Source organism: Constrictibacter sp. MBR-5 (assembly GCF_040549485.1).
In the GTDB taxonomy this organism is placed as follows: Bacteria; Pseudomonadota; Alphaproteobacteria; order JAJUGE01; family JAJUGE01; genus Constrictibacter.
On the sequence record NZ_JBEPTK010000033.1, the window covers coordinates 1 to 12,584 of the forward strand.

The 12,584-nt window shown below is 70.7% G+C and carries 13 protein-coding genes; 6 read left to right on the forward strand and 7 right to left on the reverse strand.

Features of this window, described 5'->3' with window-relative positions:
* Positions 1–71: 71 nt before the first annotated feature.
* The 3 genes from ABIE65_RS27375 to ABIE65_RS27385 form a co-directional block, all read right to left on the reverse strand.
* On the reverse strand, positions 72–497 hold the full coding sequence (locus tag ABIE65_RS27375) for an REP-associated tyrosine transposase (RefSeq protein WP_354081929.1): 426 nt from the start codon (positions 495–497) through the stop codon (positions 72–74).
* Positions 498–985: 488 nt separating this feature from the next.
* Complete coding sequence (locus ABIE65_RS27380; RefSeq protein WP_354081930.1) at positions 986–1,606, reverse strand: glutathione S-transferase family protein; 621 nt, start codon at positions 1,604–1,606, stop codon at positions 986–988.
* A gap of 16 nt (positions 1,607–1,622) precedes the next feature.
* On the reverse strand, positions 1,623–2,714 hold the full coding sequence (locus ABIE65_RS27385) for an amidohydrolase family protein (RefSeq protein WP_354081931.1): 1,092 nt from the start codon (positions 2,712–2,714) through the stop codon (positions 1,623–1,625).
* Positions 2,715–2,841: 127 nt separating this feature from the next.
* Between ABIE65_RS27385 and ABIE65_RS27390 the strand changes: the two genes are divergently transcribed.
* Complete coding sequence (locus ABIE65_RS27390) at positions 2,842–3,228, forward strand: VOC family protein (protein ID WP_354081932.1); 387 nt, start codon at positions 2,842–2,844, stop codon at positions 3,226–3,228.
* Between the two features lie 28 nt (positions 3,229–3,256).
* On the opposite strand, the gene ABIE65_RS27395 is transcribed toward ABIE65_RS27390, so the two are convergent.
* The 3 genes from ABIE65_RS27395 to ABIE65_RS27405 form a co-directional block, all read right to left on the reverse strand.
* Positions 3,257–3,916, reverse strand: a complete 660-nt coding sequence (locus ABIE65_RS27395; RefSeq protein WP_354081933.1) for a glutathione S-transferase family protein — start codon at positions 3,914–3,916, stop codon at positions 3,257–3,259.
* Positions 3,917–4,053: 137 nt separating this feature from the next.
* Positions 4,054–4,836: an ethanolamine ammonia-lyase subunit EutC gene (gene eutC / locus ABIE65_RS27400; protein ID WP_354081934.1), complete on the reverse strand. Its 783-nt coding sequence runs from the start codon at positions 4,834–4,836 to the stop codon at positions 4,054–4,056.
* Positions 4,833–6,227 (reverse strand): ethanolamine ammonia-lyase subunit EutB, encoded by a 1,395-nt coding sequence (locus tag ABIE65_RS27405; RefSeq protein WP_354081935.1) that lies wholly within the window; start codon positions 6,225–6,227, stop codon positions 4,833–4,835. The genes eutC and ABIE65_RS27405 overlap by 4 nt, the downstream gene beginning before the upstream one ends.
* 93 nt (positions 6,228–6,320) lie before the next feature.
* Here ABIE65_RS27405 and ABIE65_RS27410 point away from each other — a divergent pair, with 93 nt between their 5' ends.
* The 5 genes from ABIE65_RS27410 (at position 6,321) to ABIE65_RS27430 (ending at position 11,428) form a co-directional block, all read left to right on the forward strand.
* Positions 6,321–6,848 carry a phosphonopyruvate decarboxylase gene (locus tag ABIE65_RS27410; RefSeq protein ID WP_354081936.1) on the forward strand — a complete coding sequence of 176 codons (528 nt, stop codon included), beginning with the start codon at positions 6,321–6,323 and terminating at the stop codon, positions 6,846–6,848.
* Positions 6,849–6,863: 15 nt separating this feature from the next.
* Positions 6,864–7,457 carry a thiamine pyrophosphate-dependent enzyme gene (locus tag ABIE65_RS27415; protein WP_354081937.1) on the forward strand — a complete coding sequence of 198 codons (594 nt, stop codon included), beginning with the start codon at positions 6,864–6,866 and terminating at the stop codon, positions 7,455–7,457.
* A 240-nt stretch (positions 7,458–7,697) separates the two neighbouring features.
* Entirely contained in the window at positions 7,698–9,887 is a 2,190-nt protein-coding gene (uvrB, locus tag ABIE65_RS27420) for an excinuclease ABC subunit UvrB (RefSeq protein WP_354081938.1), read from the forward strand.
* Between the two features lie 105 nt (positions 9,888–9,992).
* Entirely contained in the window at positions 9,993–10,526 is a 534-nt protein-coding gene (locus tag ABIE65_RS27425; RefSeq protein WP_354081939.1) for a hypothetical protein, read from the forward strand.
* Between the two features lie 65 nt (positions 10,527–10,591).
* Positions 10,592–11,428, forward strand: coding sequence for a phytanoyl-CoA dioxygenase family protein (locus ABIE65_RS27430; RefSeq protein ID WP_354081940.1), 837 nt, complete (start codon positions 10,592–10,594; stop codon positions 11,426–11,428).
* Between the two features lie 193 nt (positions 11,429–11,621).
* Here the strand turns inward: ABIE65_RS27430 and ABIE65_RS27435 are convergent, their stop codons facing one another.
* Positions 11,622–12,416 carry a protein-L-isoaspartate(D-aspartate) O-methyltransferase gene (locus tag ABIE65_RS27435; RefSeq protein WP_354081941.1) on the reverse strand — a complete coding sequence of 265 codons (795 nt, stop codon included), beginning with the start codon at positions 12,414–12,416 and terminating at the stop codon, positions 11,622–11,624.
* Between the last annotated feature and the right edge of the window lie 168 nt (positions 12,417–12,584).

Genomic DNA, 12,584 nt, shown 5'->3' on the forward strand with positions numbered 1-12,584 from the left:
GGGGGGGGGGGGCCCCCCCCCACCATCCTGATCCCGCGTGGGGGGGCGCGCCCCCCCCCCCCCCCCCCAGGCTACCCCGAAATCAAACGCCGCCGCGCGCTCCCGAAAGGCCAGTCCGCCGGTGCCGCGCAGAGCCCCGCCGCCACCGGGTTCGCCTCGATGTATCGCACCGCGGCGGCGAGATGGCCGTCGTCGCGGATGAAGCGATCCCAATAGTCCGGCTGCCAGAAGCGTCCACCGCCCGGCCGGATACGGTGCGCCGTGAACGACTTCCAGGAATGAACCAGGGCGGGAACCGGGTGACCCGGCAGCGTCTCGATCAGGACGTGGACATGGTTCGGCATCACGGCCCAGGCGAGCAGGCGGCATCGCACGCCGTCGAAATGCAGCAGCGCATCCTCGACGGTCCGCGCCGCCGCAGGCGCCCGCAGCGCACAGCCGCCCTGGCCGGTGTCGAGTACGGTTTCAACCGCCCGACGATGCGCGGCGTCGGACATGAGAGTCGGCCGCGGTGTCAAAAACGGGAGACTGTCGGCGAGCCGAAATGTGATCGCCTGGACGAGGCCGGGACTGTCGAGATGCGGCAGATACCCGCGCGAATGCCATCCCCTGGGGTCGCGGGCAGCTCCCCCGCCATCCCTGCGCATCCCTGATCCTCCCAGACGAACGGCGGCCGGGACGGCCGCGCCCCCGGAATTATGATCGAATGCGCGCCAGATTGCCCACACCGGAACCGCCCCCCTGGGGGCGCGGGCGTCTCGCCCGCATCGCTCCAGCACTGGAGCAGATCTGGCGTCACGAGCCATGCCTCCCGGCGACGCACGTGAGCCGCGCCGCCGATTGACATTATTCCCATCCGGGCGCACTTGCCGTGATGCCGCCGTCGCCCGGCGGCATCGCCGTCGCCACGTGACACGCCGCTCCGCACCTTCGAGGGGAAGGAAACGGAACGAAAGGGAAGGAAAGGTAACCTCTGCCTATCCCCTCACGCCGGGTGCTGGACGGCCAGCACCTTCGCCACGGCCGGGCGCTCGGCCATGCGGTTGCGGTGGTCGGCGACGTTGGGGAAGCGGGCGATGTCGACGCCGTCGCGGTCGAGCCAGCGGGACACGGTGAAGAGGTAGGGGTCGCAGATCGAGTAGCTCTCGCCGAGCACCCACGGTCCCTCGAACATCTCCCGTTCGATCAGGTCGAAGCAGGCGGCCATCGTCTCCGGCACCTTGCGCTTCATGTCGGCGATGGCCACCGGGTCGTCGGCCCAGCGGGTGCCGCGGCCGCCATGGGCGTGGGCGACGTGGACGGTGGAGCAGAGATAGCTGTTGAAGGCCTGGGCGCGGGCGAACTCGAACGGGTCGGTCGGTGCCAGACGGGCGTCCGGGAAGCTCTGCGCCACCCAGGCGAGGATGGCCGGGGTCTCGGTCAGGATGCCGCGCTCGGTCACCAGTGCGGGGACCCGACCCTTCGGGTTGATGCGCAGATAGTCGGCCGCGCGCTGGTCGCCGGCGGCGAGGTCCATGCGGACGGCTTCGTACGTGGCACCGGCCTCCTCGAGGGCGATGTGCGAGGCGAGGGCGCAGCTGCCGGGGGCGTAGAAGAGCTTGAGCATCAGGATGTCTCCGACATCAGGGGGTCTCGAGACGGTAGGCGCGCCGGGCGGTGCCGGCGAACAGGGCGGCCTTCTCCGCGGCGGAGCCGCCGGCGGCGAGGCGCTTGAAGGCGTTCCAGAGCTGGACCCAGCCGGTGCCCATCTTGTCGACCGGGAAGTTGCTCTCGAACAGGCAGCGGTCCGGGCCGAACAACTCGATGCAGGTGCCGACCCAGGGGCGCCAGAGGTCGGCCATCCGCTCGGACGTCGGCGGCGGCTCGGCGGACGGGTAGGGCCAGGCGCCGAGGCGCATGACCTGGCCGCCGAGCTTGACGAAGACGTTGGGGCAGCTCGCGAGCTCGGCCATGGCCGGCTTCCACGCCTCGAACACGGCGTCGGTCCGGCCGGCATATGGGCCGTAGCCGAGCGGGCCGCCGACATGGTTGAGCACGATGGTCGCCTCCGGCACCGCCCGCGCCAGCGCCGTGACGTCGGCCAGCTGCGGGTGGAAGCACCAGGCGTCCAGGGACAGGCCGAGGGACGCCAGCCGGCGCAGGCCCTCGACCACCTTGGGCTCGCGATAGAGGCCGAGGCCGGTGACGCCGTGGCTGTTGCCGATGACCGGGTCGGCGTCCCACGCGGCGGAGAAGCGCACGCCGCGGAAGCGGCCGCCGCCGGCGGCGATCTGCGCCTCCAGCACGGGGGCGACGGCGTCGCCGAGCGCCAGGTCGGCGAAGCCGACGATGCCGGCGGCGGCACGCTGCGGGCCGTAGACGCCGCTCTCGCTCATCGCGGCGACGCCGGCGACGAATTCGACCTCGCCCACCGGCCGCATCTCGACCGGCCCGGCGGCGCGGTACATCGAGTGGCACTCGAGGAAGACGGTCTGGACGACGTTGTGGCCGCTGCGGATGTCCTCCATCAGCTCGTCGAGCAGGTAGCGGCCGATCGGCGGCTCACCTACCCGCCGCCCGGCGTCGCGCCGGTCCCAGAGGTGGTGGTGGGTGTCGACGATCGGCAGGTCGGGCTCGATCGGCGCCTCCGGCGCCTGGCGTGCCAGCCACGCCGCATCCGGCGGCCGCACGCGCCCGAACGGATAGGCGGCGGGCTGATCGGTCGGTGCGGTCACGGCGGCTCTCCCTCGGCTCTTTCCGGGGACTGTGGCACAGGGCGGCCGGAGGCGCGAGAGAGGGGCTATGGCGGCACGGGCCGGCGCGGCGCTAGACTGCCGCGCTGAAGAATCGCGGGAGGGCGTCATGGACCAGTTCAAGTTCGACCACATCCACCTTCGCAGCCCCGAGCCCGAGGAGACCGCCCGCTTCTACGAGCGAATGTTCGGCGCGAAGATCATCCGCACGATGCAGGAAGGCCGCGAGCGGCTCGACCTCGACCTGGGCGGCCAGGCCATCTTCATCGCGCCGGTCCTGCCCGACGGCAAGACCGCAGCACCGCCGCAGTCGCCCTACCAGGGGCTCGACCATATCGGCCTGACGGTCAGCGGCATCGACGCGATCGCCGCCGACCTGAAGGCGAAGGGCGCCGAGTTCACGATGGAGCCGACGACGATCCGCCCCGGCACCCGCATCGCCTTCCTGCGCGGACCGCAAGGCGTGTCCATCGAACTGGTCGACCGCGGCGCCTGAGGTCGGCCAGCCGTCAGGCCGGCCCGCGTCACACCGGATCGAACTCGGTGTCCTTCTTGGGGATCAGGTCGTAGGGCAGCGCGAAGCCCGGCATCGCCGTCAGCCGGTCACGCCAGGCGACGATGTTGGGCCAGCGCTGGATGTCGAAGCCGCCCTCGGCCATGAAGACCATGCGGCCCCAGCAGCCCAGGTCGGCGATGGTGCAGGTCTTGCCGACCAGCCACTGCCGGCCCTCCAGCGCCCGGTCGACGAAGGTCAGCGCCGCCTCGGCCGGCGGCGTCAGATAGGCCAGCACCGCCGGGTCGACCGTGCGGAAGCGGTTGAAGTGGCGCACCTTGGCGACGTTGGTGATGGCGTCCGCCTCCCACGACAGCCATTCGCGGGCGTGCCAGCGGTCCTGCTCGGTCGCCCCCTCGAAGCGGCCGGTCGCGCGGGCGAGATAGTCGAGCACGACGTTCGACTGGACCACCGTCAGCCCGCGATGCCGCAGCGCCGGCACCTGGCCATAGCGGTTCACGGCGAGATAGTCGGGCGTCTTCTGCACGCCGTTCTTCAGGTTCACCGTGCGGAACGAGAAGGGCAGGCCCGACAGCGCCAGATAGAGCATCGGCTTGTAGCTGGAGCTGGAGGTGAAGCTGCCGTAGAGCGTCAGGCGCTCGGGGTCTTCGGGGGCGGGGAATGCGGTCACGGTCGGGCGTCTCCTGTGCGGGCGGAGCCGTCCCGGCTCCCGTTGGGGCCGGGCTCGCCCGGCCCTGTCGCCGCCGCGCCGCCCCGGCCGTTGGTGCAGGACGGTGACGCCGATCCGTGGGCGGGGCAAGCCCCGCCCTACGCCCCGTCCCGGGCAGGGGGCAGCGCCGCCTCCGGCTCCTTCAGCCCGATGCCGGTCAGGCGCAGCCGGGTCGCTTCGGCCGCCAGCGCGGCCAGCTTCGTCGCCGCCCGGACGTAGGTCAGGCCCTCGGGCCGGATGTTGGAGAGGCAGTTGCGCTCGGCGTCGCTGCGGCCGGGGCGCGGCTCCCATGTCAGGTAGACGCCGAGGCTGTCGGCGGCGCTGAGGCCGGGTCGCTCGCCGATCAGCACGGCGACGAGGCGGGCGCCGAGCAGCGCGCCGCAGGCGTCGCCGAGCGCCACCCGGCCCTGCTCGGCCAGCACCGGCGGCGCCGTCCGCCAGCCGCGCGGCAGCCGGTCGCGAACGGCCGCGAGCAGCGGCACGGCGTGGCGCTGCACCGCCTTGGCGGACAGGCCGTCGGCAACGACAACGGCGAGATCGCAGCCGTCTCTCGCGGCGGCCTGCAGCGCGGCCTCGGAGGCGGGGGCGAGTCGGCGCCCCAGGTCGGGCCGGCGCAGGAAGGTCGGCCGGTCCCCGGCCCGGCTGCGCACCCGGAGCGGCGGCGCGAAGCCGGCGGCCGCCAGGTCCGCGGCGAGGCGGTCCCAATCGACCGGCTCGTGCACCGCGTCGCGCGCCGCGGCGTGCGCCTCCTGGAAGTCGAGATGGGCGGCGGTCGGCGTGCTGCCGCCGGCGGCACCCAGGGCGATGCGGGCCGGCGTGAAGGCGCGCAGCTGGGTCCAGCCGTCCGGCGTCGCCAAGCCTGTGCGCGGCGGCCGGCTCATCCGCTTGCCGCGACCAGCAGCGCCGGCTGCAGCCCCGCCGGCAGGGCGGGCCGTGCGGCCCGGCGCGTCGGGGTCTCGAAGATGCCGGCCGCCACCAGCCAGTCGGCGAACTCCGGCGCCGGCGGCCGGCCGAGCAGTTCGCGCACGTAGAGCGCGTCGTGGAACGAGGTGCTCTGATAGCCCAGCATCACGTCGTCGGCGCCCGGCACGCCCATGACGTAGGTGCAGCCGGCGGCGGCCAGCACCGTCAGCAGGGCATCCATGTCGTCCTGGTCGGCCTCGGCGTGGTTGGTGTAGCAGACGTCGCAGCCCATCGGCAGGCCGAGCAGCTTGCCGCAGAAGTGGTCCTCCAGGCCGGCGCGCATGATCTGCTTGCCGTCGTAGAGATATTCGGGGCCGATGAAGCCGACGACGGTGTTGACCAGCAGCGGCGAGAGGGCGCGGGCGACTCCGTAGGCGCGCGCCTCCATCGTCTGCTGGTCGACCCCGTGGTGCGCCTCGGCCGAGAGCGCGCTGCCCTGGCCGGTCTCGAAATACATGAGGTCGTCGCCCAGCGTGCCGCGCTTCAGCGACAGCGCCGCCTCGCGCGCCTCGCGCAGCAGGGCGAGGTCGATGCCGAAGCTGCGGTTGGCGGCCTCGGAGCCGGCGATCGACTGGAAGACGAGGTCGACCGGCGCGCCGCGCTCGATCGCCCGCAACTGCGTGGTGACGTGCGCCAGCACCGAAGACTGGACCGGTGCGGCGAGCCTGGTCCGCATGCGGTCGATCAGCTCGAACAGGCCGCAGACATGCTCGACGCTGTCGGTCGCCGGGTTGATGCCGATGACGGCGTCGCCGCAGCCGTAGAGCAGGCCGTCGACCATGCTGGCCGCGATGCCCCGCGGGTCGTCGACCGGGTGGTTGGGCTGCAGCCGCGTCGAGAAGCGGCCCTTCAGGCCGATGGTGCCGCGGAAGCGGGTGACGACCTCGATGCGGCTGGCGACTAGCGCCAGGTCCTGCAGGCGCATGATCTTCGAGACGGCCGCCGCCATCTCGGGCAGCAGGCCGGGCGCCAGGGCGCGCAGCGCCTCGCCCGTCGCCGCGTAGCCGAGCAGCCAGTCGCGGAAGCCGCCGACGGTGAGGTGCGCGACCGGCGCGAACGCCGCCCGGTCATGACTGTCGAGGATGAGGCGCGTGACCTCGTCCGCCTCGTAGGGGACGACGGCCTCGTCGAGGAAGGCCGCGAGCGGCAGGTCGGCAAGGGCGCGCTGCGCGGCGACCCGCTCGGCGGCGTTCTCGGCGATCAGACCGGCGAGCGCATCGCCCGACCGCGCCGGCGACGCCTTCGCCAGCAGCGTGCGCAGGTCGGCGAACGTGAAGCTCTGCTGCCCGGCCCGTCCGCTATACGCCATCGGCCCCTATGCTCCCGGTCGCCCCTGTCTGGCCATCGGTGCCTCGCCCGATATTATGGGCGGCACGCCCACCAATGAAGCAAGAGGAATGCCGTGCAGGCAGCGAAAGCGGAAACGCCCTGGCGCGAAGGGCTCTACGACGTCCTGAAGGAGGTCGGCGTCCGGCAGGTGGTCTATGTCCCCGACGCCGGCCACGCGACCCTCATCAAGCAGTGCCACGACGACCCGGAAATGAAGACCGGCTACCTGACCAACGAGTTCGAGGGGGTCGGCGTCTGCGCCGGGGCCTGGCTCGGCGGCGAGCGGGCCGCGATGCTGATGCAGTCGAGCGGCGTCGGAAACATCATCAACGCCTTGGGTCTCGTGCGCTCCTGCGGCATCCCCTTCTTCACGATCGTGACGATGCGCGGCGAGTGGGGCGAGTTCAATCCGTGGCAGCTGCCGATGGGACAGGCCACGCCGGCCGTCCTGGAGGCGGCGGGCGTCATCGTCAACCGCGCCGCGGTGGCGGAGGAGGTCGTCGAGGTCGTGCGCGCCTCCGCCCGGCTGGCGTTCAGCTCCTACGCTCCGGTGGCCGCGCTGATCTCCCAGCGCGTCATCGGCGCCAAGGTCTTCAAGTAGGAGGCGGGAATGGACATGAAGGACAATCGACTGGAGCGCCGCGCCGCGGTCGCCCGCCTGCTCGCCGACCGCGAGGACATGCTGGTGGTCGCCGGCCTCGGCTCTGCCATCTGGGACGCCGAGGCGGCCGGCGAGACGCCGCTCAACTTCTACATGCTGGGTGCAATGGGCAGCGTCGCCTCGACCGCCCTCGGCCTGGCGGTGGCACAGCCGGAACGGCGCGTCCTTGCCCTCACCGGCGACGCGGAGCTGCTGATGGGCATCGGCTCGCTTGCGACCATCGGCGTACGGCGGCCCTCGAACCTCGCCATCGTCGTGCTGGACAACGGCCGGTTCGGCGAGACGGGCGGTCAGGTATCGCACACCGCCGAAGGCACTGACCTCGCCGGGATCGCAGAGAGCTGCGGCATCCGCCACGTGCACCGTGTCACGGACATGCAGGGGATCGAGGGGTTGCGCCAAGCCCTGCACGGCGGTGAGGGACCGATCTTCGCCGTCATAACGGTCGACGCGCACATGCCGCCCGTGGTCATGCCGATCCGCGACGGCCTGACCGTCGCCCGCCGCTTCCGGGAGGCGCTGCTCGGCCACGACGCACTCAAGGTGTAAGCAATCGCAGCAGACTGCCGGCGGGGCGTCGCGATCGTCCCGCCGGCCGCGTCTCAGTGCTTGCCGACGGCGTCGCGAACGGCGCTGCGCTTGGAGTGCTGCGCGCCGGCGCCGAGTTGGAAAAAGGTCAGGGCGTCGAGGCGACGACATAACCCGCCGCCACAACGCCGGTTCCCGTGCCGCTCCGGCGCCGTCTTCCGGCCCCTTTAACGGCGGAGCGGCACGACCGATATTGACGCCATGTCCCAGCCCGTCCTGACGATGATGGATGCCCTCCCGACACGGCGGCCGCCCCTGGCGCCGGACGAGGACTTCGGCACGCCCCTCAAGCTCGTCTCCGAGTACGAGCCCGCCGGCGACCAGCCGAAGGCGATCACGGAACTCGTGGCCGGGCTGAAGGCGGGCGAGCGGGATCAGGTCCTGCTCGGCGTCACCGGCTCCGGCAAGACCTTCACGGTCGCGCACGCGATACAGGCGCTCGGCCGCCCGACGCTGGTCCTGGCGCCGAACAAGACGCTCGCGGCGCAGCTCTACGCGGAGATGAAGAGCTTCTTTCCTGAAAATGCGGTCGAGTATTTCGTCTCCTACTACGACTACTACCAGCCCGAGGCCTACGTCCCGCGCACCGACACTTATGTCGAGAAGGAATCCTCGATCAACGAGGAGATCGACCGGATGCGTCACTCGGCGACGCGCGCCCTGCTGGAGCGTCGCGACGTCGTGATCGTCGCGTCGGTTTCGTGCATCTACGGTATCGGCGCGGTCGAGACCTACTCGGAGATGACGGTCAACGTGAAGGCCGGCCAGAGGATGGAGGTGCAGTCCTTCCTCCGCCGCCTCGTCGAGTTGCAGTACAGGCGCAACGAAGCGAGCTTCCAGCGCGGCACCTTCCGCGTGCGCGGCGACACGGTCGACCTCTATCCCGCCCATCTCGACGATCAGGCCTGGCGGATATCCCTCTTCGGCGACGAGGTCGAGGCGATCCACGAGTTCGACCCGCTGACCGGCGAGCGCACCGGCGAGCTGAAGTCGATCCGCATCTATCCGAACTCGCACTATGTGACGCCGAAGCCGACGCTCATCCAGGCGATGAAGACGATCAAGGCGGAACTCGGCCCCCGCCTCGCCGAACTGACCGCCCAGGGCAAGCTGCTCGAGGCGCAGCGTCTCGAGCAGCGGACGACGTTCGACCTGGAGATGATGGAGACGACCGGTTCCTGCGCCGGCATCGAGAACTACTCCCGCCACCTGACAGGCCGCAAGCCGGGCGAGCCGCCGCCGACGCTGTTCGAATACCTGCCCGAGGACGCCATCCTCGTCATCGACGAGAGCCACGTTACCGTTCCGCAGATCGGCGGCATGTACAAGGGCGACTATGCGCGCAAGTCGACGCTCGCCGAGTACGGGTTCCGCCTGCCGTCCTGTATCGACAACCGCCCCCTCAAGTTCGACGAATGGGAGGCGATGCGGCCGCAGACGATTTTCGTCTCCGCGACGCCGGGCCCGTGGGAACTGGAACGGACCGGCGGCGTGGTCTCGGAGCAGGTGGTGCGCCCCACCGGTCTGATCGATCCCGTGACGATCGTGCGCCCCGTCGAAGGTCAGGTCGACGACCTGCTGGCCGAATGCCGCGAAGCCGCCGCCAAGGGCGAGCGGGTGCTGGTCACCACCCTCACCAAGCGGATGGCGGAGGACCTGACCGAATACATGCACGAGGCGGGGATCCGCGTCCGCTACATGCACTCGGACGTCGATACGCTCGAACGGATCGAGATCATCCGTGACCTGCGCCTCGGCGCCTTCGACGTCCTCATCGGCATCAACCTGCTGCGCGAAGGCCTGGACATCCCGGAGTGCGCGCTCGTCTGCATCCTGGATGCGGACAAGGAAGGCTATCTTCGTTCCTTCACCTCGCTGATCCAGACGATCGGCCGCGCCGCGCGCAACGTCGACGGGCGCGTCATCCTCTACGCCGACCGCATGACCGACAGCCTGACGCGCGCGCTCGCGGAAACGGAGCGGCGCCGCGAGAAGCAGCAGGCGTGGAACCTGGCGAACGGCATCACGCCGCAATCCATCAAGAAGAACATCTCCGACATCCTGTCGAGCGTGTACGAGCGCGGCGACCACGTCACGGTCGCGACCGGTCTCGGCGAGGACCAGGCGATGATCGGCCACAACCTGCAGGCGACGATTGCCGAGGTCGAGAAGAGGATGCGCGCCGCCGCCGCCGACCTGGAGTTCGAGGAGGCGGCACGGCTGCGGGACGAACTGAAGCGCCTGCAGGCGATCGAACTCGACATGGCCCCCTCGGCCGACGGCGCCCCGAAGGGCCGCGCCAAGACGGCGATCCAGCAGATCAGCCAGGGCTACAAGGGCGGCGGCCGCCGCGGCGGCGCGAGCAAGAGCAAGGGCCGACGCCCGCGCTGACCCGGTCCTCGCGGTCCTCTCGGGTCGCTCTTGCCGCCGACGAGCGAGACGCTCACCATATCCGCGACGTTCGAACGGCATGCGGGTCCGATGGTGACGGGCGGAATGGAGAAGCAGCCCGGCCCCGGTCCCCGGACCGGCACATGGCTCGCGTTCCTGCAGGGAGTCATTCCGGTCGTCAGCGCCGTCGCCGCCGGCCTCTGGGTCGCGGCGACCTACCTCCACGACCAGCGGCAGCAGGCGGCCGGGCGAGAGGCGCTGCTGGTACGACAGCAAACCGAACTGGAACAGCAGAACCGCATCCGCAGCTTCGAAGCAGGGGGACGCTTCCGCGACAAGCAGTTCGATTTGTACATGGAGACGGCTGCCGTGGCGGGCCTGCTGGTCACCGTCGATCCCGCGGCCGCCGAATGGCGTGCCGCGGCGCAACGCTTCTGGCAGCTTTTCTGGAGCGAACTGTCGGTCGTCGAGGACGGCGCCGTGAAGGCCGCGATGCAGGATTTCGGGCCGCCGCTGCGCGCCGTCGAGAGCGCCGAGCCGGCCGAAAAGGCCGCCGCGCAGGCACGGCTGCAGCAGCCCGCCTACCGGCTGGCCCAGGCGCTACGCGCCTCGATACGGGAATCGTGGAACCTTCCTTGAGCCGGGCGCTGGGCGGCGCGAATGTTGCTTGAAGCATCCGCCGAGGACAGACGATGGAGCGCGCCATGGAGACTTCCGCCGCAGAACGCCAGCACTATGCGAACAAGGGCTTCCTCCCCGGCCGGCCGCTCCTGACGCCGGACGAGGCGGAATACTACCGGTCCGAGTGCGAACGCACCTGCGCCGACGAGTGGAAGGCGACAGGCCGGCGGCAGGCGTCGAACCGCGTGAAGCCGTACCTGCTCTATCGCTGGGCCGCCGATCTCATTCGGCACCCGCGCATCCTCGACGCGGTCGAGGCGGTGATCGGGCCCGACATCCTGACCTTCCACACGACGATCTGGTGGAAGGAGCCGCACACGCCGAACTTCGTGCCCTGGCACCAGGACGGCACCTATTTCGGGCTGGAGCCCTACGAACACGTCACCGCCTGGGTCGCGCTGACGCCGTCGACGCCGGAGCGCGGCTGTGTGCAGGTGGTTCCCGGTACGCACACGATGGGCCAGCGCCCGCATTACGACCAGGCGGACCCGCGGGCGATGCTGTCGCGCGGCCAGACCTTCGCGGAACCGGTCGATGAGAGCGCCGCGGTCGACCTCGTGCTCCAGCCGGGCGACGTCTCGCTGCACCACACGATGCTGCTGCATCGCTCCGGCCCGAACGGCAGCGACGGCCGCCGCATCGGCGTCGGCATCAGCTACATCCCGGCGCACGTCCGCCATGTCGGCGAAACGCGGCTGTCGGCGACGCTGGTGCGCGGCACCGACCGCTTCGGGCACTTCGAACCGGAGCCTGCCCCCGCCGCCGATGCCGATCCCGCCGCCATCGCCGCCCATACCGATGCGATCAGCCGATTCTGGCGAGCCTCCGAGGCGATTCCGGCGATGGCCCTGATCCATTGACACCCTCGCGTCGACGCGGCCCTGACTCTGCGGGTCCGCTCCCGCGGCGCGTGCGGTCGGTCGGCAGCGACGAAACGCGCGATTTTGGCGTCGGGATGCGCCGCCAGGAGCCGAACGGCACCGTCCGCGGCGACCCTGAACGTCGCGGATGCGTCGGCCGAAATCGGCCGGGACCCCCTCCCCGGCGACGCAGCTATCGTCCCGCGGGGCTCCCGCCGGGCCGGCTTCCGGCGCCTTGCCCGGTCAGGGGAACGAACCGTACCGGCAGGACGGAGTCCGTCGAGACCATCCCATCCATGTCCTTGCGGACCAACACGAGGTTCTGGACGGAAGATTCCTGACCGAGCGGGACGACCATTCTGCCCCCCGCCTTCAACTGGTCGATCAACGGCTGTGGGATAGAGGGTGCCGCAGCCGTGACCATGATCCCGTCGAACGGTGCTGCCTCGGGCCAGCCGAGATAGCCGTCGCCGATCCGTGCAATAACGTTCGGGTAGCCCTCGCTCAGCACGGCCGCGGCCTGCCGTCCCAGTTCCGGAACGATCTCGATCGTGTAGACGCGGGCGGCCAGCCGCGCGAGCACTGCCGCCTGGTAGCCCGAGCCGGTACCGACTTCCAGCACCGTATGCCCCGGTTCCGGCCGGAGCAGGCTGGTCATGAGTGCGACGATGTAGGGCTGCGAGATCGTCTGATCCTGGCCGATCGACAGAGGACGGTCCTGGTAAGCCAGTTCGCGCTGTGCCGGTGGAACGAAGTCGTGGCGCGGCACCGCGCGCATCGCATCGAGCACGCGCTTGTCGAGCGCCAGCGCGGCGAGCCCACCGGATCCGGCGGGATAGGTCCGGATCGTTTCGACCATGGCCGCGCGTCGTTCGGCGTGGACGTCGTTCGCTCCGGCGGCAGGCGCTGCGCCGATGCCGATCGGCAGGACCAACGCCGCAAGTCCCCGTACGATGCCGCCGATGTCGCCGATGCCGCGCTTTGCCATGCCGATCCTCCCGGCGCTACATCCCGCTTGCGGGATCATAGCCCATTGCCCCGCTGGAAAGCCCGGAATGTGCTAGAGCGTTTTCCGATCAATCTGCGTCATAGCCTGCTTTGGCGAAGTAATTCGCGCATTCGGCGGGCGAGTAGAGGTCGACGATGCGGCCGATGG